This is a genomic window from Micrococcus sp. HMSC067E09, assembly GCF_001812555.1.
GTDB classification, from domain to species: Bacteria; Actinomycetota; Actinomycetes; order Actinomycetales; family Micrococcaceae; genus Micrococcus; species Micrococcus lylae.
On record NZ_KV809438.1, the window covers coordinates 125,103 to 150,107 of the forward strand.

At 72.0% G+C, this 25,005-nt stretch carries 20 protein-coding genes; 10 read left to right on the plus strand and 10 right to left on the minus strand.

Annotated elements, in window-relative coordinates; all coding sequences use genetic code 11:
• Window positions 1-75: 75 nt before the first annotated feature.
• From HMPREF2863_RS06005 to HMPREF2863_RS06015, 3 genes are read right to left on the minus strand one after another with little or no spacing between them, the layout of a single operon-like run.
• A complete protein-coding gene (locus HMPREF2863_RS06005) occupies window positions 76-1,698 on the minus strand; it encodes an LCP family protein (RefSeq protein WP_246828841.1) in 1,623 nt (540 codons plus the stop codon).
• On the minus strand, window positions 1,695-2,252 hold the full coding sequence (gene purE, locus HMPREF2863_RS06010) for a 5-(carboxyamino)imidazole ribonucleotide mutase (RefSeq protein WP_070638774.1): 558 nt from the start codon (window positions 2,250-2,252) through the stop codon (window positions 1,695-1,697). Before purE ends, HMPREF2863_RS06005 begins: the two co-directional genes overlap by 4 nt.
• A 1-nt stretch (window position 2,253) precedes the next feature.
• A complete protein-coding gene (locus HMPREF2863_RS06015; protein ID WP_070638776.1) occupies window positions 2,254-3,489 on the minus strand; it encodes a 5-(carboxyamino)imidazole ribonucleotide synthase in 1,236 nt (411 codons plus the stop codon).
• 390 nt (window positions 3,490-3,879) lie between these two features.
• Between HMPREF2863_RS06015 and HMPREF2863_RS06020 the strand changes: the two genes are divergently transcribed.
• On the plus strand, window positions 3,880-4,491 hold the full coding sequence (locus HMPREF2863_RS06020; RefSeq protein WP_082739470.1) for a GtrA family protein: 612 nt from the start codon (window positions 3,880-3,882) through the stop codon (window positions 4,489-4,491).
• 13 nt (window positions 4,492-4,504) lie between these two features.
• Here the strand turns inward: HMPREF2863_RS06020 and HMPREF2863_RS06025 are convergent, their stop codons facing one another.
• Window positions 4,505-5,212 (minus strand): hypothetical protein, encoded by a 708-nt coding sequence (locus HMPREF2863_RS06025; RefSeq protein ID WP_070638778.1) that lies wholly within the window; start codon window positions 5,210-5,212, stop codon window positions 4,505-4,507.
• A 218-nt stretch (window positions 5,213-5,430) separates the two neighbouring features.
• Between HMPREF2863_RS06025 and HMPREF2863_RS12335 the strand changes: the two genes are divergently transcribed.
• The gene (locus HMPREF2863_RS12335; protein ID WP_083315261.1) at window positions 5,431-5,994 is read left to right on the plus strand and encodes a WhiB family transcriptional regulator; all 564 of its coding nucleotides are present in this window, start codon (window positions 5,431-5,433) and stop codon (window positions 5,992-5,994) included.
• Between the two features lie 244 nt (window positions 5,995-6,238).
• Complete coding sequence (locus HMPREF2863_RS06035; RefSeq protein ID WP_070638780.1) at window positions 6,239-7,246, plus strand: hypothetical protein; 1,008 nt, start codon at window positions 6,239-6,241, stop codon at window positions 7,244-7,246.
• Window positions 7,247-7,416: 170 nt separating this feature from the next.
• Here the strand turns inward: HMPREF2863_RS06035 and HMPREF2863_RS06040 are convergent, their stop codons facing one another.
• Entirely contained in the window at window positions 7,417-7,953 is a 537-nt protein-coding gene (locus tag HMPREF2863_RS06040) for a hypothetical protein (RefSeq protein WP_141756376.1), read from the minus strand.
• A gap of 63 nt (window positions 7,954-8,016) precedes the next feature.
• Here HMPREF2863_RS06040 and HMPREF2863_RS12405 point away from each other — a divergent pair, with 63 nt between their 5' ends.
• Genes HMPREF2863_RS12405 through HMPREF2863_RS06055 form a run of 3 tightly spaced genes read left to right on the plus strand, consistent with a single transcriptional unit; the run spans window position 8,017 to window position 11,651 of the window.
• The gene (locus tag HMPREF2863_RS12405; RefSeq protein ID WP_082739472.1) at window positions 8,017-8,532 is read left to right on the plus strand and encodes a DUF3499 domain-containing protein; all 516 of its coding nucleotides are present in this window, start codon (window positions 8,017-8,019) and stop codon (window positions 8,530-8,532) included.
• Between the two features lie 48 nt (window positions 8,533-8,580).
• Window positions 8,581-10,134, plus strand: coding sequence for an adenosylhomocysteinase (ahcY, locus tag HMPREF2863_RS06050; protein WP_167635484.1), 1,554 nt, complete (start codon window positions 8,581-8,583; stop codon window positions 10,132-10,134).
• Window positions 10,135-10,172: 38 nt separating this feature from the next.
• A complete protein-coding gene (locus HMPREF2863_RS06055) occupies window positions 10,173-11,651 on the plus strand; it encodes a TIGR01906 family membrane protein (protein WP_070638784.1) in 1,479 nt (492 codons plus the stop codon).
• 116 nt (window positions 11,652-11,767) lie between these two features.
• Here the strand turns inward: HMPREF2863_RS06055 and HMPREF2863_RS06060 are convergent, their stop codons facing one another.
• Together HMPREF2863_RS06060 and HMPREF2863_RS06065 are read right to left on the minus strand one after the other, a co-directional pair.
• A complete protein-coding gene (locus HMPREF2863_RS06060) occupies window positions 11,768-13,624 on the minus strand; it encodes an AMP-dependent synthetase/ligase (RefSeq protein ID WP_070638786.1) in 1,857 nt (618 codons plus the stop codon).
• A gap of 60 nt (window positions 13,625-13,684) precedes the next feature.
• Window positions 13,685-15,316, minus strand: coding sequence for a dolichyl-phosphate-mannose--protein mannosyltransferase (locus tag HMPREF2863_RS06065; protein WP_070638788.1), 1,632 nt, complete (start codon window positions 15,314-15,316; stop codon window positions 13,685-13,687).
• A 139-nt stretch (window positions 15,317-15,455) separates the two neighbouring features.
• On the opposite strand from HMPREF2863_RS06065, the gene rsmI reads away from it, so the two are divergent.
• The 3 genes from rsmI (at window position 15,456) to HMPREF2863_RS06080 (ending at window position 19,069) form a co-directional block, all read left to right on the plus strand.
• Window positions 15,456-16,307, plus strand: a complete 852-nt coding sequence (gene rsmI / locus HMPREF2863_RS06070) for a 16S rRNA (cytidine(1402)-2'-O)-methyltransferase (RefSeq protein WP_070638790.1) — start codon at window positions 15,456-15,458, stop codon at window positions 16,305-16,307.
• A 199-nt stretch (window positions 16,308-16,506) separates the two neighbouring features.
• Window positions 16,507-17,988: an NAD-dependent succinate-semialdehyde dehydrogenase gene (locus HMPREF2863_RS06075; protein ID WP_070638793.1), complete on the plus strand. Its 1,482-nt coding sequence runs from the start codon at window positions 16,507-16,509 to the stop codon at window positions 17,986-17,988.
• Between the two features lie 103 nt (window positions 17,989-18,091).
• Window positions 18,092-19,069, plus strand: coding sequence for a TatD family hydrolase (locus HMPREF2863_RS06080; protein ID WP_083315271.1), 978 nt, complete (start codon window positions 18,092-18,094; stop codon window positions 19,067-19,069).
• Between the two features lie 85 nt (window positions 19,070-19,154).
• On the opposite strand, the gene HMPREF2863_RS06085 is transcribed toward HMPREF2863_RS06080, so the two are convergent.
• From HMPREF2863_RS06085 to HMPREF2863_RS06095, 3 genes are read right to left on the minus strand one after another with little or no spacing between them, the layout of a single operon-like run.
• Window positions 19,155-21,515, minus strand: a complete 2,361-nt coding sequence (locus HMPREF2863_RS06085; RefSeq protein ID WP_070638795.1) for a transglutaminase TgpA family protein — start codon at window positions 21,513-21,515, stop codon at window positions 19,155-19,157.
• Window positions 21,515-22,747, minus strand: coding sequence for a DUF58 domain-containing protein (locus tag HMPREF2863_RS06090; RefSeq protein WP_070638797.1), 1,233 nt, complete (start codon window positions 22,745-22,747; stop codon window positions 21,515-21,517). The genes HMPREF2863_RS06085 and HMPREF2863_RS06090 overlap by 1 nt, the downstream gene beginning before the upstream one ends.
• Complete coding sequence (locus tag HMPREF2863_RS06095; RefSeq protein WP_070638799.1) at window positions 22,744-23,745, minus strand: AAA family ATPase; 1,002 nt, start codon at window positions 23,743-23,745, stop codon at window positions 22,744-22,746. Before HMPREF2863_RS06095 ends, HMPREF2863_RS06090 begins: the two co-directional genes overlap by 4 nt.
• A gap of 271 nt (window positions 23,746-24,016) precedes the next feature.
• Between HMPREF2863_RS06095 and HMPREF2863_RS12340 the strand changes: the two genes are divergently transcribed.
• Window positions 24,017-24,997 carry a transglycosylase family protein gene (locus HMPREF2863_RS12340; RefSeq protein WP_070638801.1) on the plus strand — a complete coding sequence of 327 codons (981 nt, stop codon included), beginning with the start codon at window positions 24,017-24,019 and terminating at the stop codon, window positions 24,995-24,997.
• The last annotated feature ends 8 nt before the right edge of the window (window positions 24,998-25,005 follow it).

Sequence of the window (25,005 nt, forward strand, 5' to 3'; positions counted from 1 at the left end):
CCGCCGGGGCGCCGGGGCGCCGGGCCGCCGGGACCGGCGTGACCGCCGGGGCGCCGTCCGGGCGACCCGGAGCGGTCAGCGGCCGGGGGCGCACAGGTGGTTGGTCGAGGAGGCGTGGAGGAGCGCCTTCTCGAGGCCGGCGTCCTCCCACTGCATGAGGGTCTCCTCGGTGATCTCCATCCCCTCGTAGTCAGTGGGGGCGGCGGGCCAGGTGTCCGGGTCGTCCTCGTCCACCTCCGGGGCCACGGAGGGCTCCGGGGCGGTGCCGGTGAGCAGCGGCAGGGCGGCGCCGGCCGGAGACTGCGCCTCGGCGCCGGGCTCCACAGGAGTGCCGTCCTCCTCCATCATCTGCCCCACACGCTCATGGATCTGCTCGAAGTCCGGGAAGGTGGAGAACTTGTCTCCGGCGTCGCCGAAGTCCGGGGCGCCGATGGTGAGGCGCTGCATCTTCTTGCCCCGCGCCTTCTCGCCCAGGTCCACGAAGGTGCCGAGCTGGGACTGCGGCAGGTTCGTCTCCACGATCTGCTCGCCGGCGTCCATGATCTCCTCGAAACGGGCGAGGACGGTGCGGGGGGAGAACTGCTGGAGCATCGCCTGCTGCATGCACTGCTGGCGGCGGATGCGGGAGTAGTCGGTGGAGTATTTTCGGGAGCGGGCGAAGGCCAGGGCGTTCTTGCCGTCCAGCTCGTGCGTGCCCGGTGCCCACCAGGCGTTGCCCCACTGGCCGTCCGGGCGCTCGCCGCGGTGTGTGACCCAGCCGCCGGAGGTCAGGGTGATGCCGCCCATCGCGTCGATCAGCTGGGAGAAGCCGCCCATGTCCACGAGCACGTAGCCGGACATGTCCAGGCCGAGGATTCCGCCGGCGGCGTCCACCATCGCCTCGGCGCCGGGGTCCTCGGCGCCGGGGTAGAGGTCGCTGTGATTGTTCGTGACGTCCACGTAGAGGGCGTTGATGATGCACTCGTCGCCGCAGTTGTAGCCGTCCGGGTAGACGTCCCAGAGCGGCGAGTCCTCGGTGAACTGGGCGTTCTGGAAGTTGCGGGGGATGGAGAACAGCATGGTGGCGCCGGTCCGTGCGTTGATGGAGACCACGTGGATCGAGTCCGGGCGCAGCCCGACGCGGCCCTCGCCGGCGTCGCCGCCCATCACCAGGAAGTTGTAGCGGCCGTCCTGGGAAGGGACCTTCGGGCCGTCGCCGAAGATCTTGCCGGTCGAGGTGCGGCCTGCGTTCGTCAGGTAGGCGCCGTACGTCAGGCCGCCGGTGGTGACGACCAGCGCGAGGATCGTGGCGGCCACCGTCAGGATCTTCGCACCGGGGGCGAGCTGGCCCACCTTGAGCAGGCGGAACGTGTCCACCCAGAGCACCAGCCAGGCGAGGGCCAGGACCAGCAGCACCACGGCGAGGACGCCGAGGACCACAGAGTTCGCCAGCATGTTCAGCAGCCAGCCACGGGCCACGAAGGAGATCAGCAGGCAGACCAGCAGGGCCGCCCAGACCGTCATCGTCACGCGCAGTGCCGCACGCCCCAGCCGCCGGTTGCCTGCCACCACCTGGGCACCGCCCGGGACCAGCAACGTCAGCAGCAGGAGGATCGCGGAGCGCTTCGTGCGCTCCGGGGCGGTGGCCGTAAGGGGGTCGCGGACCGGGTCGCGGTCCGTCCCCAGGGTCTCGGGCCAGTCGGTCAGCTGCGCGTTCACGAGCCGGTCGCCACCTCGTCATGCAGGCGGGCGCCCTTCGCCTGCGCCTGGGCCTTCAGGTCCGCGGCGAAGGCCACCAGCCGCTCGCGCAGGGCGGCGGCCTCCTCGCCCTCGCCGGCCCCCAGCATGCGGGCGGCCAGCAGGCCTGCGTTCTTGGCGCCATCCACGGACACCGTGGCCACGGGGACCCCTGCGGGCATCTGCACGATCGACAGCAGGGAGTCCAGGCCGTCCAGGTTCTTCAGGCGCACCGGCACGCCGATCACCGGCAACGGTGTGACGGAGGCGAGCATGCCCGGCAGGTGGGCGGCTCCTCCGGCACCGGCGATGATCACACGAATGCCGCGCTGGTGCGCCGTCGCGCCGAACTCGACCATCTCATGGGGCATGCGATGGGCGGAGACCACGCCGACCTCCACCGGGACGCCCAGCTCGCCGAGCACGTCCGCGGCGGCGCGCATCACGGGCCAGTCCGAGTCCGATCCCATCACCACGGCCACCTGGGCCGGGGTCTCCTGCAGGGGACGGGTGTAGCTGTTCTCGGCGGCGGTCATGTCAGGCCTCCTGTGCTGCAACGGTCGAGGGGACGGACGGGGTGCCGGCGCCCGGGGTGCCGCCGTCACGGATCCGGGCGACGGCCGCCTCGGCGGCCTCCACGGCGTGCGGCAGGTCCGCGGCGGTGCGGACGACCACGTTCACGTGGCCGAGCTTGCGGCCCGGGCGGACGCCCTTGCCGTACAGGTGCACCTTGGCCTCCGGGAAGGAGCCCAGCGCGTGGGGCACCTCGGCATACAGGTCCTCGTTGGCGCCGCCGAGCAGGTTCTTCATCACCACGGCCTCGCCGTGGAGGGAGACGTCCCCCAGCGGCAGGTCCAGGACCGCGCGCACATGCTGCTCGAACTGGCCGGTGACGGCGCCGTCCATGGACCAGTGGCCGGAGTTGTGCGGGCGCATCGCCAGCTCGTTGACCTGGAAGCCGTCTGCGCCCTCGCCGGTCTGGAACATCTCCACGGCCAGCATGCCGGTCACGCCGAGTCGCTCGGCGATGGCCCTGGCGGCGGAGGCGGCGGCCTCGGCCAGCTCGTCGGAGAGGTCCTGGGCCGGGGCGGTGACCAGGTCGCAGACGCCGTTCGTCTGCACCGAGTCCACCACGGGGTAGGACCTGAGCTCGCCGGAGGGCGTACGGGCGACCTGGGCGGAGAGTTCGCGGGTGAAGGGGACGAACTCCTCGGCCAGCAGCGGGGCGATGCCGGCGCCGAGCCAGGTGCCCAGGGTCCCGTCCGCGGCGGAGGAGCGGACGTCCTCGGCGGAGTCGAGCCTGAGCACGCCCTTGCCGTCGTAGCCGCCGCGCGGGGCCTTCAGGATCATCGGCCAGCCGTGCTCGGCGCCGAACGCGAGGATCTCGTCCACGTCCGAGACCGGGGCCCAGGCCGGGTTCGGCAGGCCGAGCTCCTCGATCGCGGCGCGCATGGCCAGTTTGTCCTGCGCGTACTGCAGGGCGTCCGGCCCGGGGCGCACGGCGACGCCCTCCTTCTCGAGGGCGCGCAGGTGCTCGGTGGGGACGTGCTCATGGTCGAACGTGATCACGTCGACCGTCCGGGCGAAGGCGCGCAACGCCTCCAGGTCCGCGTGGTCGCCCACCGTGTGCGGGGCCACCTGGGCGGCGGAGGCGTCGGGGGCCTCGGCCAGGACGCTGAAGCGGACGCCGAGTTCGGCGGCCGGGCCGGCCATCATCCGCGCCAGCTGGCCGCCGCCGATCACACCGAGTCGAGGAGAAGTCGGAGAAGTCACGCCCCCCAGGCTAGCGGCGTCGGCTGGGAATCCGATCACAGCGACGGGGTCGGCTCCGGGTGTCCGGGACAGGCGGCACGGGCGGCACGGACGGAAGGCCGGCGGCCGTCGTCGTGACCTGGGGCGCGGTGCCGCGTGAGCGGCGTCGCGTGTTGTCTGCGGATGTGCTGGGAGTCTGCCCCCATGAAGGGCAGGTCATGCCCGCGCAGGTCCTTCGACGGCTTACACTCGTCCACACGCCCGCGACCGAACGGCCCTGCGCCGGATCGGCCAGAGCCCTGGCGGTGAGCGGGTGCGACGCGGAAGGGGCGTCGCCGGCCGAGGACCGACTCCGCCGACGGACACGCCCCACTGCGGAACACTGCTGTCGACCTGAGGACCCCTCCTTCCATGCTGACGAACCTGTGGCGCCGCTTCACCGGCCTTGTGTCCCTGCTCTGGCGCGAGGTCGCCAAGTTCGGCACGGTCGGCGCCGCCGCCTTCGTTGTGGACTCCGCCGTCTTCCTCTGGATGATGTCCGGCCCCCTGGAGGGCTCCAACGTCAAGGCCAAGATCGTGGCCGGCGTGGTCGCCACCCTGTTCAGCTGGGTGGCCAACCGCTTCTGGACCTTCCGCCACCGCCGCCAGAACAACGTGGTGCGTGAGCTCGTGATGTTCCTGATCATGAACGCGATCGGCCTCGGCATCCAGGCCGGCTGTGTGTTCATCGCGCAGTACGGCATGGGCCTGACGGACAGGACCAGCCTGTTCATCGCCGGCAACGTGGTGGGCCTGTTCTTCGGCACCGTCTTCCGCTACTTCGCCTACCGCTTCTGGGTGTTCCGCGAGGAGCTGGACACCGAGCCCGGCTACGAGCGCGACATCGCCGTCATCACCGGCCAGATGCCGTATGTGACCCAGCAGCCTGAGGACGTCCCGGCCGCGACCGCCGAGAACCCGCACGCCGTGGAGCGGGACCCCTCGCGGGCGACCGCGAACCGCCCCCAGCGCCCAGCGGCCTGAGCGGCGGGGCGGCTCAGGCCGAGAAGCCGGCCTCGCGGGCCGCGGCGGCGAGGTCACCGGCGCAGACCACCACGGCTCGGCCCTCGTCCCAGGCCTGCAGGGCGGCGGCCAGGTGACGGGCCTGGAGCGGGCCGCGGGCCAGCACGGCAGCGCCGGGCACGTGCAGGACGTCCTCGGCCTCGGCGGCGGGGCCCGCGAGGGACGTCGCAGCGGGCACCCGGGGTGTGTCCGCGAAGCGGTCCGCCTCGCCGAGCAGAGCCTCGGCCATGTCCACGTCCGCGGCGGACACCTCGTCCGGGTGCGCACGCACGGGGGAGAGATCGCGTGGCAGGGCCAGGCGCAGCCCGAGCGCACCGGCCGGCACCGGAGCGGCGGCGTCCTCGGCGACCACGGCGTCCACGTCCTCCGGGGCCTGGCCGTCGATGCCGGTGAAGGCCGGCTGAACGCCGGCGCAGACGGCGCCGAAGGCGACCGCCAGGGACATCCAGTGCACGGGCAGGTCCAGGCGGAGGCGGGTGCCGTCGTCGAGGTCCTCGGCGGCGCAGAGCGCGGCCGTCTTGGCGGCCCACGTCATCAGCACCGATCCGGAGACCTCGATGCGGGCATCCACACCGGAGTCCGCGTCGGCCGAGCCCGGAAGATGGATCAGCACCGGCCTGGCGGTGGCCTCCAGTCGACGGGCGAGCGGGGCGTTCGAATCGGGGCGTGACAAGGCGATCATGTGGCCAGTGTGGCATGTCCGGAAGGGTCCGCCACAGGGGTTCGGGGGTGCTGGTCGAGGCCCGGCCCCGGCTTGACGAACGGGGAGTTACACCGGTGTAATTGTGGACGTCGAGAGGCGATCCGGCCGGGTGTTCCCGGTGTCGATGCCGGCATGCAGATGCCGTGTGGTGGTCGCCCGCCAACCACACACGTGCAAGCCTCCGGGAGGGTCCTGTCATGGAGAACACGCAACGAGTCGAGGACGTCCGGCGCAGCGTCTCTGCGCCCGCCGCGTCCCCCGACCGGAGCGTCCCCGCTGACTGGTTCATCGACCCGGCGGATCCGCACGCCGCACGGTGGCAGGAGGCCTCGCTCGAGGACCAGGCCACCGCGTTCCTCACCGCCCACGGGCTGGACGAGGACGGCGAGGACGCGCAGCAGGGGCAGGAGCCGCAGGCCGGCACCGTCACTGCCCTGTTCCCGACTTCCGCCCCGCAGCAGCCGAAGGGCGCCCCGTCCCTGAAGGACGACCCGTGGCAGGTGCTGCCGCTGGCCATGGAGCCGGCCGAGATCGAGGGCGAGCTCGCCTGGCAGGTGGACGCCCTGTGCGCGCAGACCGACCCGGAGGCGTTCTTCCCGGAGAAGGGCGGCTCCACCCGTGAGGCCAAGAAGGTCTGCGGTGCGTGCCCGGTGCGCCAGGAGTGCCTGGACTACGCGATGGCCAACGACGAGCGCTTCGGCATCTGGGGCGGCCTGTCCGAGCGTGAGCGCCGCCGGCTGCGGAAGATGCAGCAGGGCTGATCTCTGCCCCTCAGCTCCCGCTCCTCCCTTTGCGTTTTGGGGATACAACACGGTGTTGAGATCGAAGAACGTGACCGTGTCTGTTCCTCACTCTCGCCGCGCCGGTGCCGGGGGCCGCGCTCGTCATGGGGTCGGTTCCTCCACAGCCGACCGGTCCTCCACAGCCGACCGACCGCCGGGATCCATCCACAGATGAGGCTGCCCCCGAGGCGCAGCCGCCTGCCTGCCCGCCACTGTGTGGAGCATGGGCAGTTTTCCACGACCTCTCGACAACGGCCTTCCGGCGATCATCACCAGCCGTGACGTGCGGGCGTCCGGGCTCAGCCCCGAACGGCTGCGCGCACAGGACCTCGAACATCTGGACCACGGGATCTACCTGCGCCGGGACGCGACTCTCCGCAGCTGGCAGAGCCTGGGCCTGCCGGAGCCGGGGCACCGGACCCTTCCGGACTTCCTGGCGGCCCTGCTCACCCTTCATCCTTCGGGAGTGCTCTCCCATGAGACTGCGGCACACCTGCACGGGATCCCGATGCCCCATGCTCCGTGGCTCCACCGAGACCCGAGCGGCTACCGGACCAGCGATCTCCCGCCCGTCCACATCACCCTGCCGAAGGGCACGAAGCGGATCCGCCGCAGTGGTGTGGTGGACCACCGGAGGAAGCTGGATGCCCGGCACGTCACCGAGGTCCACGGACTGCGGGTCACCACTCTCGAGCGCACGTGGCTGGACCTCTGCGCCCTCGGCTACCCGTGGTTGCTGGACGACCTCGTGGCAGCCGGAGACCACCTGGTGAAGCATCCCTGGCATCCGGGTGGACGTCTGCCTCCGCTCAGCACCGTGGAACAGATCAGGCAGGCGGTCGATCAGGTGGGACAGTTCAAGGGGAAGCGTCTTGCCAAGGACGCCCTGGAACTCGTGCGAGTCGGCGCCGATGCTCCGCCGGAGACGAAGCTGCGGCTCGCCCTCCTCCGCGCAGGCCTTCCCGAACCCGAACTGCAGTGTCCGATCGACCCGGACGATGAGGACTCCCCGGAGACCGACCTCGGCTACGAGGACTGCAGGCTCGCCATGCAGTACGAGGGCGCCGGACACCGCACGGCCGAGCAGCAGACGCGTGACGTTCGGCGTGACCGGTACGCCGCCGAGAGAGGATGGCGGACGCTCAAGGCCAACGTGGACGACCAGCGCGAGGGCTTCCGATCGTTCATCCGGCAGGTGCGGCGGCATCGGGATTCGTGGGGGAAGACGTGAGGGCTTCGGCCGGACCCGCGAGCGGGAGAGGCCACGGGGTCTCCCAGGCCCGGCATCACTCAGACCACGTGAAAGTGAGGGGCAGACACGGTCACGTTCTTCGATCTCAACACCGTGTTGTATCCCCAAAGTGGTCCCCCACAACGTCCCCCACACCACAAGGGCCCAGCTCAGAGGCTGCCCCAGCCCGGGTCGAGCTGCTCCGGGTCCCGGCCGATCTCCTCCGCGCACCGGGCCAGCACGGTCGCGTACACCGCCGTGTCCAGCTCGTCCGACTCCACGGCCGAGAGGATGGGCCGCTCATGCAGGGTCACCACCAGCGTGCCGTCGCCGCGCCGTCCCACGCTCGCCCACAGCCGCTCCGGCCCGGGCGGCATCCCCGCCCTCAGCTCCCGCAGCAGCCCGTCCGCGTGGTCCGGGATCCGCTGCACCCGCACCACCATCCCGATCAGCGCCGGCTCGCCGAGCCCGCCGATCTTCTCCACGGCCTTCTCCACCGCCGTCTCCAGCCGGTCCTGCCGGGTCCGCCGCGCCCGCCGTCCCAGCGGCAGCGGGTGGCGCAGCCCGCGTCCGTGCCGGTCCCGGGACCTCCACGGCACGCCGCCGCCCGCACCGTCCCCGCCGGCCGCAGACTCCTCCCCACCGGCCGCAGGCTCCTCCCGCGGCTGCGCGGAGAACTCGAGCGGCGTGAACGGCGAATCGGACATGGCCACAGGCTAGGTCATCCGCGCCGCGCCCGATCCCGAGTAGGGTGGTGCGCCGTGGGAGCCATGCGTCGATGCAGCAAGACGGGGTGCCAGCGGAACGCGCTGGCCACCCTGACGTACAACTATGCCGACTCGGCGATGGTCATCGGCCCGCTCTCGCGCCGCGCCGAGCCGCACACCTATGACCTCTGCGGCGAGCACGCCGCGGCCATGACGGCCCCGAAAGGCTGGGAGATCCTGCGTCTGGAGCTGCCGGAGCGCTACGAGCCGGTCCCGGGCCCGGACGACCTGCTCGCGGTCGCCAACGCGCTGCGCCCGCAGCGCACCGCCCGGCCGCTCACGCCCACGGCGTCCTCGGCCGTCCCGCCGCGCGGTCAGGACCAGCAGGAGACCCACGACGACGGCCCCGCCTCCTCCGCCACGTCCGTCACCGATGCCGCCCCGTCCCGGCCGGCCGCATCCCGGCCGACGGCGGACGGCGAGCAGGCTCCGCGCCCCTCGCTGGGCGGCCCGGACGGTCCGGCCCGTCCCGGCCGTGGCGGGCTGCGTGTGATCCGCGGCTCGGAGGAGACCGACTGAGTCCGCGCCCCGCGCGTTCACAGGCGCCTCGGACGTAGGCTGGTCCGTATGACTGAGACCACCGCTGCCACGCCTGACGTCGACCCGCAGTACTCCAACCGCACCACCGTGCCCGGTGCGGACTTCGACTTCGTGGTCCGTGACCTCGCGCTCGCCGAGGCAGGCCGCCACCAGATCCGCCTGGCCGAGCACGAGATGCCGGGCCTGATGGCCCTGCGCGAGGAGTACGGCGAGTCCCAGCCGCTGGCCGGCGCCCGCATTGCCGGCTCCCTGCACATGACCGTGCAGACCGCCGTGCTCATCGAGACCCTGACCGCTCTGGGCGCCGAGGTCCGCTGGGCCTCCTGCAACATCTTCTCCACCCAGGACGAGGCCGCGGCCGCCGTCGTCGTGGGCTCGGGCACCCCCGAGGACCCGCAGGGCGTGCCGGTGTTCGCCTGGAAGAACGAGTCTGTGGAGGACTACTGGTGGACCGCCTCCCAGATCCTGACCTGGCCGGGGGCGGCGGAGGACCCGCAGCTGGGCCCGAACGTGATCCTGGACGACGGCGGCGACGCCACCCTGCTGCTCCACAAGGGCGTGGAGTTCGAGGCCGCCGGTGCCGTGCCGTCCGCCACGGAGGACGATCCGGAGGAGTACCGGATCATCCTCCAGACCCTGCGCCGTCGCCTGGCGGAGGACCCGCAGCACTGGACCCGCACCGCGAAGACGGTCCGCGGCGTGTCCGAGGAGACCACCACCGGTGTGCTGCGCCTGTACCAGCTGGCCCAGGACGGGCGGCTGCTGTTCCCGGCCATCAACGTCAACGACTCGGTCACCAAGTCCAAGTTCGACAACAAGTACGGCATCCGCCACTCCCTGCCGGACGGCATCATGCGGGCCACGGACGTGCTGATCGGCGGAAAGGTGGCCGTGGTCTGCGGCTACGGCGACGTGGGCAAGGGCGCCGCCGAGGCCCTGCGCGGCCAGGGTGCCCGTGTGATCGTCACCGAGATCGACCCGATCTGCGCGCTGCAGGCCGCCATGGACGGCTTCCAGGTGGCCCGCCTCGAGGATGTGGTGTCCGCCGGTGACATCTTCATCACCACCACCGGCGGCAAGGACATCATCATGGCCGAGCACATGACGGCGATGAAGGACAAGGCGATCGTCGGCAACGTGGGCCACTTCGACAACGAGATCGACATGGCCGGCCTCCACCGCCTGCCGAACACGGTCAAGACGGAGATCAAGCCGCAGGTGCACGAGTGGACCTTCGACGCCGGCTCGGACGCTGAGCGTTCGATCATCGTGCTCTCCGAGGGCCGTCTGCTGAACCTGGGCAACGCCACCGGCCACCCGAGCTTCGTGATGTCCGCGTCCTTCACCAACCAGGTGATGGCGCAGATCGAGCTGTTCGGCGGCTCCGCCGGCACCGGCGCCCTGACCGGCGACCACTACGAGAAGCAGGTGTACACCCTGCCGAAGATCCTGGACGAGAAGGTCGCCCGCCTGCACCTGGACGCCCTGGGCGTGGGCCTGACCGAGCTGACCAAGGTCCAGGCCGAGTACCTCGGCGTGGACGTGGCCGGTCCGTACAAGGCCGACCACTACCGCTACTGAGCCCCCGACCCGCTTCCACTTCCCCAGGAGGGATCCCCATGAGCTCCACCGCATCCGGCGGCCGTCGGCCGTTCGGCAAGAAGAAGGGCGAGCAGACCGCCGAGTCCTCCGAGTTCGAGTCCGGCCTGGACTACGGCGCCTTCATCGAGGACGACGCGGACCAGGACCCGAACCGCACCGTGGCCCTGCCGCGGGAGGACCACGACGACGGCTCGGTCGCCTCCGGCGGCGACCGCACCGACCGCTCGGCGTCCGGTGACGAGGAGACCGTGGCCCTGCGGCGGGAGGGCGCCTCCGGCGAGGAGAACGAGACCATGGTGCTGTCCCGTGAGGACCGCGAGGACGGTTCCGGGTGGGCCGACGAGGCGGACCACCAGTCCACGGCGTCCCTGAGCCGCGAGGACATCGACGAGCTGCGCCGTCAGGACACCGCGGACCGCGCCGCCGGCGAGCGTGACGTGGTGGCCACCCGTCCGGTGGCGGCCTCGGCCCCGGTGCCGCCGGAGGGTGGCTCTGGCTACCCGACCGGGGTCATGGACACCGTGGACGAGCGCCGGGACGGCCGTGACGTCCACGCCGAGCGCGACGTCCGTGCCGAGCGCACGGAGCGTCCGTGGGCGACCTCCACTGACCGTGACGAGCCGTACTCGCAGGACCAGCTGGCCGAGCGCGGCGCCTACGACCGCGGGGGCGCGCACGCCCCGATGGCCGTCGCCGGCGCCGGGGGAGTGGCCACCCAGGCGTTTTCCCGCACCCAGCGCGACCCGGACGGCCGTCTGCCCGTCACCGGCCCGCGCATCGCGCAGACCCTGCTGGCGATCCTCGCCCCGATCGTGCTGCTGATCGGCGTGGTCCGCCTGGTGGCCTCGCCGGTGTTCCTGTGGCTGGAGTACCACCGCCCGGGCTTCCCGGAGGACCAGTACGGCTTCTCCCTCCAGGACCGTCTGCACTACGGCTCGGCCGGCCTCGACTTCCTGTTCAACGCCGCCGGCGCCCGCTACCTGCACCAGCTGCAGGCGGACGGAGACCCGGTGTTCACCGAGGCGGAGGTCGCGCACATGGTGGACGTGAAGGTGGTCATGCTGGTCACCATGGCCGTGGGCGTCGTCCTGGCGGTCGTCTGCGCCCTGCTGATCGCCTACCTGGTGAAGAACTCCCCGGGCGGCGTGCGCCGTGCCCTGTTCGCGGGGGCGCTGTGGTTCATCGTGGCGGTGCTGGTGCTCGCCGTGCTCGGCGTCCTCGGCTGGGAGGGCCTGTTCGCCGGCTTCCACCAGCTGTTCTTCGCGGACGGGACGTGGACCTTCGCGGCCAACGACGGTCTGATCCGCCTGTACCCGGGCCAGTTCTGGATCGACGCGGCGATCGCCATCGCCCTGGTCTCGCTGCTGGTCGCCGTGGTCACGCTGATCGTCACGGCCCCGACCCGTCGCCGCCGCGAGGCCGCCTGGGACCGCCGCCTGCAGCTGGAGGCGACCCGCGGCCGCTGGTACCGCGAGGACAACGCGGAGGTCGGCTGACCTTTCGACGCCGTCCACCCGGCGCCGGCCGGCAGCCGGCCCCGCACACGATCAGGCCCCGCACACGATCAGGCCCCGCACCGAGACGATCGGTGCGGGGCCCGCTTCTTTCTGCATCAGGCCCTCTTGCGCGGGCCGTAGAGGGCCTCCACGTCCGCCTTGAAGTCCTCCATCACGGTGCTGCGCTTGAGCTTCATGGACTGGGTCACATGGCCGGAGCCCTCGGACAGCTCGTGGTCCAGGATCACGAACTTGCGGATGGACTCGGCGCGGGAGACGCCCTCGTTGATCCGGTCCACAGCTGCCTGGACGGCGGCACGGACCTGCTCGTCCTGGGCGGCCTCGGACACGCTCATCTCGCCGCGGCCGTTGTCTTTGCACCATTCGGCCAGGGCCTCGGGGTCCAGAGTGATGAGGGCACCCACATAGGGGCGGTTCTCACCCACCACCACCACGTGGTTGACCAGGCGATCGCGGCGCAGCCCCTCTTCCATGGGGGTGGGGTAGACGTTCTTGCCGCCGGCGGTGACGATGAGCTCCTTCTTGCGGCCCACGATGGACAGGTAGCCGTCCTCGTCGAGCGTGCCGAGGTCCCCGGTGAGGAAGTAGCCGTCGTCGTCGAAGCACTCGGCGGTGGCTTCCTCGTTCTCCCAGTAGCCCTTGAACACGATGGGCCCCTTGACGAGCACCTCGGAGTCCTCGGAGATGCGCACGGTGGTGCCGGCCACGGGCAGGCCCACCGTGCCCATGCGCATGGCGGTCGGGATGTTCACGGTGGCCGGTGCGGTGGTCTCGGTGAGGCCGTAGCCCTCCATGATCGGCAGGCCGGCGCCGCGGAAGAAGTGGGCCAGCTCCGGGTCCAGGGCGGAGGCTCCGGACACCGAGTACTCCACAGCCCCGCCGAGCGCCGCGCGCAGCTTGGAGAACACGAGGCGGTCGAACACGGCACGCTTGGCCCTCAGTGCCAGGCGCGGCCCGGCACCCGTGCCGCGTGCGGCGTCCTCTTGGGCCTTCGAATAGGCGATCGCGGTGGCGCGGGCGGCGTCGAAGACCTTCCCCTGCCCGGCGTTCTTGGCCTTGGTGGCCACACCGGCCTCCAGCTTCTCGAACACGCGCGGAACGGCCAGTAGCCAGTTCGGGCGGAAGGAAGCCAGGTCCCGGGTGAGCGTGCCCATGGAGGGGGTGTGGGCGATCTGGATGCGGCCGACGAGGCAGATGACCTGCACGGCGTGGGCCAGCACATGGGCCAACGGCAGGAACATCAGTGTGCGGGAATTGTGCCCGGACTCCTTCCAGGCCACGACCTCGTAGGCGAACGCGAGCACGTTCAGGCCTCCCGCCGCGAAGTTGCGGTGGGTGATCATGGCGCCCTTGGGCTTGCCGGTGGTCCCGGAGGTGTAGACCAGCGAGGCGACGTCGTCCAGGTCCGCGGTGGAACGGGCGGCCTCCAGGGTCGCCTCGTCCACGTCCGTGCCGCCGGCGGCGAGTTCGTGCAGTCCGGTGCCGGACAGCTGGAAGGTGGAGACCTCCAGGCCGCCGTCGTGGGCAGCGCGCTGGGCGGTCTTCTCGTGCGAGGCGCTGCCGCAGGCGACCAGCGTGGTCCCGGAGTCGGAGAGGATGTGCTCGACCTGGTGCGCGGAGGAGGTCTCGTAGATCGGTACGGAGATCGCTCCGGCGAACCAGATCGCCTGGTCCAGGACGGCCCACTCGTAGCTGGTGGGGGCGAAGATCGCCACACGGTCGCCCGGCTCCACACCTTGGGCGATGAGGCCGCGGGCGACGCTGCGTACCTGGTCCAAGAAGGCGGAGAAGCTCACGTCCAGCCAGCCGCCGGCGCCGTTGCGCACCGCGTACACGGGGGCGTGGGGGGCCTCTGCCTGGGAGGACAGGACGAGGTCCGTGATGTTGCTGTCCTCCGGCAGGTCGGCGGCGAGGGCAGTCGAGGTCTCGGTCAGGCTAGTGGGCTTCTGCACAGGTACAGAGCCTACAGACACCCGGAGCGATCTGCGTAGCAGGGACGGCCCCGGAGGGGCTCAGATCCAGCTGGCGAACCACATGCGCCAGCGCCAGTGCTCGTAGGGGAGGACCTCGCCGGTCCAGAGGGGCAGGAAGAACACGGAAACGGCGAGCACCAGGAGTGTGTACGCGAGGATGAGCAGGGCGCCGCCCCGCTGCCCGAGCCGGCCGCCGGGACGCAGCAGCACAGACAGCATCAGGACCACCATGAGCACCAGGAACGGCTCGTAGGCCACCGTGTAGAAGAAGAACATGGTGCGCTCCGGCCACAGGAACCAGACCACCTGGCCGGCGAGATACGCCCCCAGCAGGGCGCCGGCGCGCCAGTCCCGCCGCGCGATCCAGAGCCACAGGCTCACCAGCACGGCCGCCAGACCGGACCACCAGAGGAGGGGGTTGGCGATGTCCGTGATGGCGGAGGAGCACGTGACGTCCATGCCGATGCAGGGCCCCTCGCCCGGATCGCCGCCTTCGTAGAAGTAGCTGACGGGCCGTCCCATGAAGGGCCACGTCCAGGGGCTGGAGGCGTAGTCGTGGGGGCTGGTGAGGCCCTCGTGGAAGTTGGTGGATTCCTGGTGGTAGTGGATGAGCGAGCGCAGCGCGTCCGGTAGCAGGTGCTCCCACCAGGCGCTCGGGGGGTTCTCTGCGCCCCACTGACGGTAGTAGCCGTCCGTGCTGAGGAACCACCCGGTCCAGGACGCCAGGTAGACGGCCAGGCCGCCGCCCACCACCGCGAGGAATGCACCCAGGCCGTCGTGGGTGACGCCGGCGCGCAGCCAGTGGCGGATGCCGGCGGTGCGGCGGGCCTCCATGTCCCAGAGCACCGTCATCAGACCGAACACGGCCATGAACGCCAGGCCGGAGAGCTTCACAGCGCAGCCGGCGCCGAGCAGCAGGCCGGCCGCCAGCCGCCACGGACGCCAGCCTAGCAGCGGGCCGGAGGCGAGGAGCCGTCGTCGGCGAGCATGGTCCCCCGCCGCGCCGAGCGAGGAGGCGAGGCGGCGCGCCAGCTGTGCCCGGCCGTCGTCGCGGTCCTTGAGCAGGGCCCAGAAGGCGGCGACCACGAAGAAGGAGAGGAAGATGTCCAGCAGCCCGATGCGGGACAGGATCAGGTGGTGGCCCTCGGTGGCCAGCAGGACGCCGGCCAGCGCGCCCAGGGTGAGCGAACGGAACAGGCGGCGGCCGATCAGCACCGTCAGCAGCACGGAGAGCGTGCCGGCCAGGGCTGCGGCCGAGCGCCAGCCGTAGCCGTTGTCCAGGCCGAACACCAGCATGCCGAGGCCGATCAGCCACTTGCCCAGCGGCGGGTGCACCACATAGGCCGGGTCCGGGTCCGGGGTGGCGGTGCCCTCGGCGAAGGCGTCGTTCACGTCGTCCGGCCAGGAGCGCTCATAGCCGAAGTGGAGCAGGGACCAGGCGTCCTTGGGGTAGTAGGTCTCGTCGAAGACCAGCCGGTCCGGGAAGTCCAGGGCCGTGAACCGCATGACGCCCGCCGCCAGCGCGATGAGCAGCGGGACGATCCAGTCCCATCTCGTCATCGCCGCCGTCCGCACGTCGAGGCGGGCGCGCAGCGCTGCCTCGGAGAACGGGTCGCCGGCGCGCGCGCCGGTCAGGGCACGGGAGGGCGGGGCGACGGAGGTTCGGGGCACCCTGCCATGCTACGGGGCCGGGTCGGTGTGGCGGCTAGAGTGCGGCGCAGACAGTGTTGGACGACGACGGCACGCGCCTGTGCCTGCCACGACGCCGTGGGTGCAGGCCGGCCCTGCCGGCGACAGGGGAGGAACACGCATGACCGGACAGCTGATCCTCGCGGCCACGCCGATCGGGAACCTCGGCGACGCCACCGACCGGCTGCGCGAGGTGCTCGCCACCGCGGACGTGGTGGCGGCGGAGGACACCCGCATGGCCCGGCAGCTGTGCCGGAAGCTCGGCGTGACGCCGGCCGGGCGGCTCATGGCGCACCACGAGCACAACGAGGCCGCCTCCGCCCAGGGGCTGCTGGCTCTGGTGCGGGACGGGGCCACCGTGGCCGTGGTGACCGACGCCGGCATGCCGACCGTCTCCGATCCGGGCCACCGGCTGGTGGCCGCCGCCGCGGCCGAGGGGCTGGCCGTGACCTGCGCGCCGGGGGCCAGCGCCGTGACGACGGCGCTGGCCCTGTCCGGGCTCCCGACGGACCGCTTCGCCTTCGACGGCTTCGTCCCGCGCAAGGCGGGGGAGCGGACCCGCGCCTTCGAGCAGATCCGCACCGAGCAGCGGACCGTGGTGTTCTTCGAGTCCCCGCAGCGGATCACGGCGGCGCTGGAGTCCCTCGTGGAGGTGCTCGGAGCGGACCGCCCCGCGTGCGTGGCCCGCGAGTTGACGAAGCTGCACGAGCAGATCGTCCGCGGCACCGTCGGCGAGCTGCTGGCCTGGGCCCGTGAGCGTCAGGCGGGCGAGGGCATCCGCGGTGAGATCGTCCTCGTCGTCGGCCCCGGCGGCGAGGCGGAGGCGACGAGCCTGCAGGAGCTGGTGGCCGTCGTCGAGCAGAGGGTTGCCGACGGCGAGCGGATGAAGCAGGCCGCCGCCGAGGTGGCGGCCGCCCACGGCGTGCGCAAGAACGAGCTGTACGACGCGGTGCTGGCGGCCCGGAAAGGCTGATCCGGTCCCCGCGGCGTCGGGTGTGCCCGAGCGTCGGACAGCCGTGGGGCACAGGCCCTGTCGGTCAGTAGGATGCGCGGTAGAGGCCCCGGAGGGAGCGGGCGCAGGGAATGAGCCCGGCCCGGCCCACCGTTGGAGCTGACAGGCAAGCGGCCGCCGCGGCAGGCGAGCCGACGACCCCGTGTGAGAGAGGTGCACCATGACCGTGACCGCCGAACGTGAGAAGGCCCTGCTGGAGTCCGTCCCGAAGGGCCTGCTGATCGACGGAGAGTGGCGTGAGGCCTCCTCCGGCACGACCTTCGACGTGAAGGACCCGGCCACCGGCGAGGTCCTCGCCTCCCTGCAGGACGGCGGCTCGGACGACGCGATGGCCGCCTTCGACGCCGCCTGCGCCGCACAGAAGGACTGGGCCCGCACCCCGGCCAAGGAACGGGCGGACATCCTGCGCCGCGCCTACGACATGATCAACGAGCGCGCCGAGGACTTCGCGCTGCTGATGACCCTCGAGATGGGCAAGCCCCTGGCCGAGGCCCGCGGCGAGGTCACCTACGGCAACGGGTTCCTGCGCTGGTTCTCCGAGGAGGCCGTGCGCCACTACGGCCGTACCGTGAACGGCCCCGAGGGCACCCTGAAGATGCAGGTGAACCACAAGCCGGTCGGTCCCTGCCTGCTGATCACCCCCTGGAACTTCCCGCTGGCCATGGCCACCCGCAAGGTCGGCCCCGCCGTCGCCGCCGGCTGCACCATGGTGCTCAAGGCCGCCAAGCTCACCCCGCTGACCACCCAGCTGTTCGCGCAGGTCATGCAGGAGGCCGGCCTGCCCAAGGGCGTGCTCAACGTGGTCTCCGGCTCCTCCGCCTCCGCGATCTCCGGCCCCATCCTCGAGGACCCGCGCCTGCGCAAGGTCTCCTTCACCGGCTCCACCCCGGTGGGCGTGAAGCTGATGCAGGACGCCGCCAAGAACGTGCTGCGCACCTCCATGGAGCTCGGCGGCAACGCCCCGCTGATCGTGTTCGAGGACGCCGACCTCGACGCCGCGGTGGAGGGCGCCTTCGCCGCCAAGATGCGCAACATGGGCGAGGCCTGCACCGCCGCCAACCGCTTCCTCGTCCACGAGGACGTGGCCGAGGAGTTCACGAAGAAGTTCGTGGCCAGGCTCGAGGCCCTCAAGCCGCTGCGCGGCACAGACCCGGACTCCACCCTCGGCCCGATCGTGGACGAGGGCGCCCGCGATGACATCCACGCGCTCGTCACCGAGGCCGTGGAAGCCGGCGGCGAGGTGCTCACCGGCGGCGACAAGGTCGAGGGCCCGGGCTACTTCTACCAGCCCACCGCACTCAAGGTGGACAAGGGCAACCCGATCCTGAAGCAGGAGATCTTCGGCCCCGTGGCCCCGATCGTCACCTTCTCCACCGAGGAGGAGGCCATCGAGATGGCCAACGACACCGAGTACGGCCTGGCGTCCTACATCTTCTCCAAGGACTACACCCGCATGTACCGGGTCTCCGAGCAGATCGAGTTCGGCCTGGTGGGCTACAACGCCGGCGTGATCTCCAACCCGGCGGCCCCGTTCGGCGGCGTCAAGCAGTCCGGCCTCGGCCGCGAGGGCGGCGCCGAGGGCATCGAGGAGTACACGACCGTCCAGTACATCGGCATCGCCGACCCGTACGCGGGCAAGTGATGCGCTGACCGGCTGCGCTGGTGCGCCGACCCGCCGCACAGCAACCGAGACCACGGCCCCCGGAGGAGACTCCGGGGGCCGTGGCCGTCCTAGAGTGGGCCGCATGCCCACTGAACTGAGCCCCGACCACGCCGAGCCGCCCTCGGTCCCCGAGGCCTACCTGCCCCGGCAGGCCGAAGCCCCGGCCGGCGACGGTCCCCGCCGCGACGAGAAGGACGAGAAGACGGGCCGGAAGCGCCGCCTCGAGTATCCACCCGCCCCGGAGCCGCTGCCGGTGCCCGTGGTGGACAACCACACCCACCTGGACTTCCGCGACGGCCTGGTGACCGTCACGCCGTCGCAGGCGATGGACGCGGCCGAGGCCGTGGGCGTCCGCGGCGCCGTGCAGGTGGGCTGCGATGTGGAGTCTGCCCGCTTCACCGTCGAGTCCATCGAGGCGGACCCGCGGCTGCTCGGCGCCGTGGCCATCCACCCCAACGACGCCGCACGGCACGCCGAACGCGGGTCCCTGGACGAGGCGCTCGCCGAGATCGAACGCCTCGCGGCCCATCCGCGGGTCCGCGCCGTGGGGGAGACCGGCCTGGACTACTTCCGCACACGCGATGAGGCCGGTCATGCCGTCCAACAGGAGTCCTTCCGCTGGCACATCCGGCTCGCCCGCACCCTGGGCAAGGCACTGCAGATCCATGACCGCGACGCCCACGACGACGTCGTCCGCATCCTGCTGGAGGAGCAGGGCGCAGGAGGGCTCCCGGAGAAGGTCGTGTTCCACTGCTTCTCCGGTGGGGTCGACCTGGCACGCATCTGCAACGAACACGGCTGGCACATGTCCTTCGCCGGCCCGGTGACGTTCAAGGCCAACGACGCCCTGCGCGAAGCCCTCCTCGAGGCCCGCGAGGACCTGCTGCTTGTCGAGACCGACGCACCCTTCCTGACGCCGCACCCGTACCGGGGGCGCCCCAACGCCCCCTACCTGGTGCCGTACACCCTGCGGCACATGGCGCAGGTGCGCGGGACGGACGTGGACGACCTCGCCCGTGCGATCGACGCGAACACGACGGCGGTGTACGGAGAGTTCTGACGGGCCGGGGTCCGTCCGGCGCACCGGTCGAGGGCCCTGGGACGTTCCGCCCAGGGCCCTCGGTGCTTCCGTCACCGGCCGGGCATCAGTCCCTCTTCCGCTCCTTCTTCGCCTCGTCCATCGCCTCGACGACGGCACCGGCCGCCGCCGAGACCGCGGCGGGATCCGTGGGGGCCGGGCTGGTGGACGGCGCGTAGCGGGCCCACTGGACCGCGGACCGGACGGTGTCCATCTCCTCCTGGCGCTCCGGCACGAGGGCCACCCACGCGGCGGCCGCCTCGGCCTCGGCCTGGGAGGGGCCCTGCCGGACCTTCGAACGGGCTGCGGTGTCCCGCACCTCGGCCCAGGCGGCCAGCACGCGGGCACGCGCCTGGTCCTCGCCCTCCCACGGGCCCTCCAGACGACGCCGCCGACGGCGCCTGCGCCACCACGCAGGCCCGAAGACCGCCGCGGCGACCACGGCCATGAGCAGGAGGACGCCGAGCACGATGCCGACCACACGGAACACGTCGGCGGCCGAGACACCGGGCTTCTGCGGCTCGTCCCCGGCCTGCTCGGTGGACTCCGGCGACGCGGTCGGGCTCGCAGCCTCGGTGGGCGAGGGAGAGGCCGATGTGGAGGCCGAGGGCAAGATCTCGGTCGGGCTCGGCGAGGCCGGTTCGGAGGCAGACGGCGAGGCGGACTCGGACGGCAGGGCGCCGGCACCGGCACCGGCCTCCGGGTCGGTGTAGTCCGGGGCATCGGCCACGCCGGAGGTCGGCTCGAAGGCGATCCAGCCGACTCCGTCGAAGTAGACCTCCGGCCACGCGTGGGCCCGGTTCGAGGGGATGTCGGTGGGTTCACCGGCCTGACCGGTCTCCGGGGCGTAGCCGATGACGATGCGGGTCTGCAGCCCCTGCGACTCCGCCATCAGGGCGAAGGCCGAGGCGAAGTGCACGCAGTAGCCGGTGCGCTTCTGGAGGAACTGCTCCGTCATGGACAGCCCGGAGCCGTCGTAGTCGTCGTCGACGGGGGCCGTGGTGGAGTAGTCGAACTCGTCCGAACGCAGCCAGGCCTGCAGGGCGTTGGCCTTCTCCCAGTCGGAGGCGCCGCCGCCCATGACCTCCTCGGCCTGGCGGGCGAGCTCGGAGTCCTGGAGCTGGGCACGCTCGTCCGCGCTCATGCGGTCCCGGTCCGGCCCCTCCTGGTCTGTGCCTGCCGCCTGCTCAAGGTGGGTGGGCATGTCCTCGGGGGAGGCCGCGATCGCCGAGTCGATCAGCGTGAGGCCGCCGGACAGACGGGTCGGCGTCGGCCGCGCGATGACGGTGTCTTGCAGCAGCGGCACCCAGTCGTCCTCGGCCGCCGGAACACGCTGGGCGCCGTTCGGCACGGGGATCCAGTCGGGGGAGAACCGGTCCAACGTCACGGTCACCTGTTCCGTGGTCTGCGGCAGCCCGGGCTGCGGGAAGGCGATCTCCTGGCGGGCGAAGGGGGCGTTGTCATCCGGACGGCGCAGGTGCCACGTGTCCGCCATGATGTCCTCCACCACGCCGGTGCGCAGGTACCGGCCGGTCCCGTCCTCGGTGGTGAGGGAGATGCCCGTGGGGCCGGGGGTGCGGCGCAGGTCCTCGCCGAGGTTCACCTCGGTGTTCAGCTGGGGGCCGGAGCTCTGGCCGGACGTCCACCGCTGGCCCTCCGGAAGCAGGCCGGAGGTCAGCTGCGGCAGGGTCGCCGCGGCGACCAGCAGGGCCAGAAGGGCCGCCGCGGCGGTGCCCGCCGAGCCCAGGGCGCTGCGGACGCGCCGGGTCGGGTGCGCCAGCCACATCAGCCCCATCCAGGCGGCGGCGGCCAGCAGCATCGCCGGCAGCGGAGTCACTCCCGCGGTCACCACCGCGCCGATGACGACCAGGGTCAGCGCCGGTGCGCCGGCGAGGGTGGGCTGGTCCAGGGAGCGGGCGAGCAGCAGTGTCAGCGCGAGCGCGAGCAGCAGCACCGCGCAGGTGCTGGCGACTGCGCCTGCGGATGCGGTGATGGGCGGGGTCTCCTGCGCGATCGTCCGGCCCAGGAGGGAGATCTCCTCCTGCAGGGCTCCGAACGTCTGTCCGGTCGGGAGGGCGCCGAGCAGCAGGGTCTCGGACCAGCCGATGCGCAGCCAGAAGACTGCGGCGACCACGGCACCGGCCAGCACGCCCAGCAGCCCTGCGGTGTCGCCGGAGGCGTCACGGTGTTCGAACCAGGCGGTCACCGGCGTCCAGGCGACGGCAAAGGCGATGCACGGCAGGAACGCGGCCCAGAACCAGGGTCCGGCGAAGAGGGCGTCCGCGGCCTGCGCCGCGGCACCGATCAGGACCAGGGACAGCAGTGCGACCGCGGCGCAGCCGAGCAGGGCACGGGGGAACGTCGGGGGCGCGTCGGCGGCCGACGCGTCGTCCTGGACCGGGGCGGAGACGGTGGGTGCGGCGGACATCATCGGTCTCCTCCCGTGCTCGTCAGGACGTTCCAGCCGGCAGAGCGCCAGCGGTCTGCCTCGGCGGCCGCGGCCTCGGTCACCAGCACCACGGCTCCGCGCTGCGCAGGCGCCGCAGGAGGATGCGGCGTCGAGGCGCCGACGACGGCCACGAGCATCACGGCCGCACCGTCGATGGCGTCGCGGCGCAGTGACCAGGGCGCCCCTTCACGGTCCGCACCGTACATGTCGGTCCAGGCCGAGGCGGGGTCGAAGCGGTCGCCGGTGTGGTCCACCACGTCCACGTCCAGGTCCGTCTGGGACCGCAGGGAGTTCTCGACGGCGGCGGCGGTGGCCACGACGGCCTCCAGGGCATCGTCCGTGCTCACCTCGTGGCCGGACGGGGACACGTGCCTCTGCGGCTCACCCGAGCCGAGGGTGCGGTCCACGAGCAGCTGGACCGGCGCCCGGTCCTCGGGCTCCTCGGCGCGCACCATGAGCTGGCCGGCGCGTGCGGTGGCGCCCCAGTGCACGCGGTGCAGGGCGTCGCCGGCCGTGTGCTCGCGCAGCCCGACGTCGTCCGGGCGCTGGGTGCGTCGATACCCGATGGCGCGCGCCACCTGGGCCATCAGCACCCGGTCCAGGTTCGCCGGGAGAGGCCTGCGGCGCGGGCCCACTGGCAGCTCGGCCTCCTGGGGGACGGCGATCCGCTGACGTGCGCTCCACAGGCCGAACGGTCCGGTGACGCGGCAGCGGACGGCGTCCAGCTCGTAGCGACCTCGCCAGTGGGGGAACAGGGAGAGCGCCGAGCCGCGCAACGGGGTCCACCCGCCGGCCCGGGCGGAGCGCCACAGACGGCGGAGGCGTCGAGACCGAGGCGAGGGGCCGTCGTCGGGACGCAGGGACTCGGGGAGGTACACCTCGAGGCCGGCGCCGCCGGACAGGGAGTCAGCGCGCGTGTGCACGGTGAGGTCCAGGGGCTCGAGCCGTTCGTGCAGTCCGTGCAGGCTGTCCGTGCGCGGAGCGGCCAGACCGATCCAGGAGCGCTCCCAGGCGCGACGGGTGAGGACGAGCTCGACGAGTGTCAGGACCAGGGCGGCCAGCACGAGGATCAGCAGGAACAGGCCCACCGCGATCGCCTCACGTCGGCCCAGTACCGGGCCGAGCGCCAGGAGCACGACGCCGAGGATCATGAGCCCCACGGCGTCGGCACGGGGACGGAACCGGGGCAGCCGGGTCAGCGGCGCGCTCATCGGGCGGCTCGAGCCTCGGCGCGGGAGGCGAAGGGGGCCTGGACCTGGGAGAGGACCTCGTCCACGATGCGGCGCGCCTGCGGCGAGGTGGTGTCATGGCGGACGGGTCCGTCCAGCAGCAGGCGGTGGGCCAGGACCACATGGGCCACGGCGCGCACGTCGTCCGGGACCACGTAGTCGCGGCCGCTCAGTGCGGCTTCGGCGCGGGCGGCCGACATCCACTGCACCAGCGCGCGCGGGCTCGCGCCCACGCGCACGTCGGCGTGCCGGCGGGTGGCCTGGCCGAGCGCCACGAGGTAGCGGCGCACCGGCTCGCCGACGGCGACCAGGGAGGTGGCGGCGATCAGGCTGCGGGCGGTGTCCACATCCATGACGGGCTCGACGTCGTCCTGGACCGCCGCGTCGGGGCGGTCCGGGTCATGGGTGTGGTGGGCCAGCATCAGGACCTCGGCGTCCGTGTCCGGGTAACCCATGGAGATGCGGGCCATGAAGCGGTCCCGCTGGGCCTCCGGCAGCGGGTACGTGCCCTGCGAGTCGGAGGGGTTCTGGGTGGCGACCACCATGAACGGGTCCGGCAGGCGGTGCGTGGTGCCGTCCACGGACACCCGGTGCTCCTCCATGGCCTCCAGGAGGGCCGCCTGCGTCTTGGCCGAGGCACGGTTGATCTCGTCCGCGATCACGAGGTGGGCGAACACCGGGCCGGGGCGGAACTGGAAGTCGTGGCGCTCCTGGTGGAACACGGAGACGCCCGTGATGTCCGCCGGCAGCAGGTCCGGGGTGAACTGGATGCGGTTCACATCGCCGCCGAGGGCGCCGGCCAGGGTCCGGGCGAGCAGGGTCTTGCCGACGCCGGGCACGTCCTCCACCAGCAGGTGGCCGCCGGCCAGCTGTACCAGGACCGCGGTCCGGACGGCCTCGGGCTTGCCTTCGACCACCTCCTGGATCCTCGCGATGAGGGCGTCGGTGAGCTCGGTGAAGGCGGGAGTGCCAGGGCGCATGGACGTGAACTCCTGTCAGGCGGGGCCGGGGAGGTGACCGCCCGCGGGATGCGCACGGCCTCTGTTCCGGCCAGCCTACGCCCCGTGATGTGGAACAGTTCGGACGGTGCGGTTCGTCACCGATCCTTGATCTGCCGTGACCAAGTCGTTATCGTCGATCCCGTTCATCTCGTGATAGGTCCCTACGTCGGCGTGATCCGCCGCAGCTGCACGGCTGAGATGCCGTGGCCAGTGTGTGACTGTCCGAGTCCCCTTGAGGAGAGAAGGCTTCATGCTGTCTGCCCCGAATCTGCGTTCGACCCGTCCCGGCCGTCTGGCCGCCGTCGCTGCGATCGCCGCCCTCGGCCTGACCGGATGCGCCGGTCAGGACGATGCCGCCCAGGCGAAGCAGGAAGACGTGACCCTGGAGCGCGTGGCCCAGGTGGAGAAGGACGAGGCGGACAAGGGCGGGGACGTCGAGCGTCAGGCCGAGGAGTCGGAGAAGGCCCGGAAGGCTGAGAAGAAGGCCGCCGAGCAGTCGGAGAAGGCCGAGGAGGCCGAGAAGAAGGCCGCCGAGCGCCGCGCTGCTGCCGAGAAGGCTGAGCAGGCCGAGAAGAAGAAGGCCGTCGAGCGCCGAGCCGCCGAGCAGGAGGCTGGGAAGAAGGCCGCCGAGCGCGAGGCCATGGAGAAGGCCTGGGCCGAGAAGGCAGCCGAGCGCCGCGCCGCCGAGCAGAAGGCCGCCGAGCAGGAGGCCGCGCAGCAGGAGGCCGCGGAGGAGGCCTGGGCGAAGAAGGTTGCCGAGCGTGAGGCCGCGGAGAAGGCGTGGGCCGAGAAGGTTGCCCAGCAGCGCGCCGCTGAGGAGAAGGCCGCGCAGCAGAAGGCCGCCGAGGAGGCTGCCGAACAGAAGGCTGCCGAGGAGGCCAAGGCGAAGCAGGCCGCCGAGCAGAAGGCTGCAGAGCAGGCCGCCCAGCAGAGCGTCGCCACCGAGCGCGTCGCCGTCGAGCGCACCGCCTCCACCACGTCTGACGACTCCGTGTGGGACCGCCTGGCGCAGTGCGAGTCCGGCGGCAACTGGTCCATCAGCACCGGCAACGGCTTCTACGGAGGCATCCAGTTCAAGCAGGACGTGTGGGTCGCCAACGGCGGCACCCAGTACGCCCCGATGCCGCACATGGCCACCCGTGAGCAGCAGATCATCATGGGCAAGAAGATCCAGGCCATGTCCGGCTGGGGCGCGTGGCCCAGCTGCGCGGCCCAGCTGGGTCTGTCCTGACCCGACGT

What these genes read in the sequence shown, in the direction of transcription:
- purE (WP_070638774.1), bottom strand. Translation starts at nt 2,252, where the DNA reads ATGACCGCCGCCGAGAACAGCTACACCCGTCCCCTGCAGGAGACCCCG.
- HMPREF2863_RS06020 (WP_082739470.1), top strand. Translation starts at nt 3,880, where the DNA reads ATGCTGACGAACCTGTGGCGCCGCTTCACCGGCCTTGTGTCCCTGCTC.
- HMPREF2863_RS06025 (WP_070638778.1), bottom strand. Translation starts at nt 5,212, where the DNA reads ATGATCGCCTTGTCACGCCCCGATTCGAACGCCCCGCTCGCCCGTCGA.
- HMPREF2863_RS12335 (WP_083315261.1), top strand. Translation starts at nt 5,431, where the DNA reads ATGGAGAACACGCAACGAGTCGAGGACGTCCGGCGCAGCGTCTCTGCG.
- HMPREF2863_RS06035 (WP_070638780.1), top strand. Translation starts at nt 6,239, where the DNA reads ATGGGCAGTTTTCCACGACCTCTCGACAACGGCCTTCCGGCGATCATC.
- HMPREF2863_RS06040 (WP_141756376.1), bottom strand. Translation starts at nt 7,953, where the DNA reads ATGTCCGATTCGCCGTTCACGCCGCTCGAGTTCTCCGCGCAGCCGCGG.
- HMPREF2863_RS12405 (WP_082739472.1), top strand. Translation starts at nt 8,017, where the DNA reads ATGCGTCGATGCAGCAAGACGGGGTGCCAGCGGAACGCGCTGGCCACC.
- ahcY (WP_167635484.1), top strand. Translation starts at nt 8,581, where the DNA reads ATGACTGAGACCACCGCTGCCACGCCTGACGTCGACCCGCAGTACTCC.
- HMPREF2863_RS06055 (WP_070638784.1), top strand. Translation starts at nt 10,173, where the DNA reads ATGAGCTCCACCGCATCCGGCGGCCGTCGGCCGTTCGGCAAGAAGAAG.
- rsmI (WP_070638790.1), top strand. Translation starts at nt 15,456, where the DNA reads ATGACCGGACAGCTGATCCTCGCGGCCACGCCGATCGGGAACCTCGGC.
- HMPREF2863_RS06075 (WP_070638793.1), top strand. Translation starts at nt 16,507, where the DNA reads ATGACCGTGACCGCCGAACGTGAGAAGGCCCTGCTGGAGTCCGTCCCG.
- HMPREF2863_RS06080 (WP_083315271.1), top strand. Translation starts at nt 18,092, where the DNA reads ATGCCCACTGAACTGAGCCCCGACCACGCCGAGCCGCCCTCGGTCCCC.
- HMPREF2863_RS06085 (WP_070638795.1), bottom strand. Translation starts at nt 21,515, where the DNA reads ATGTCCGCCGCACCCACCGTCTCCGCCCCGGTCCAGGACGACGCGTCG.
- HMPREF2863_RS06090 (WP_070638797.1), bottom strand. Translation starts at nt 22,747, where the DNA reads ATGAGCGCGCCGCTGACCCGGCTGCCCCGGTTCCGTCCCCGTGCCGAC.
- HMPREF2863_RS06095 (WP_070638799.1), bottom strand. Translation starts at nt 23,745, where the DNA reads ATGCGCCCTGGCACTCCCGCCTTCACCGAGCTCACCGACGCCCTCATC.
- HMPREF2863_RS12340 (WP_070638801.1), top strand. Translation starts at nt 24,017, where the DNA reads ATGCTGTCTGCCCCGAATCTGCGTTCGACCCGTCCCGGCCGTCTGGCC.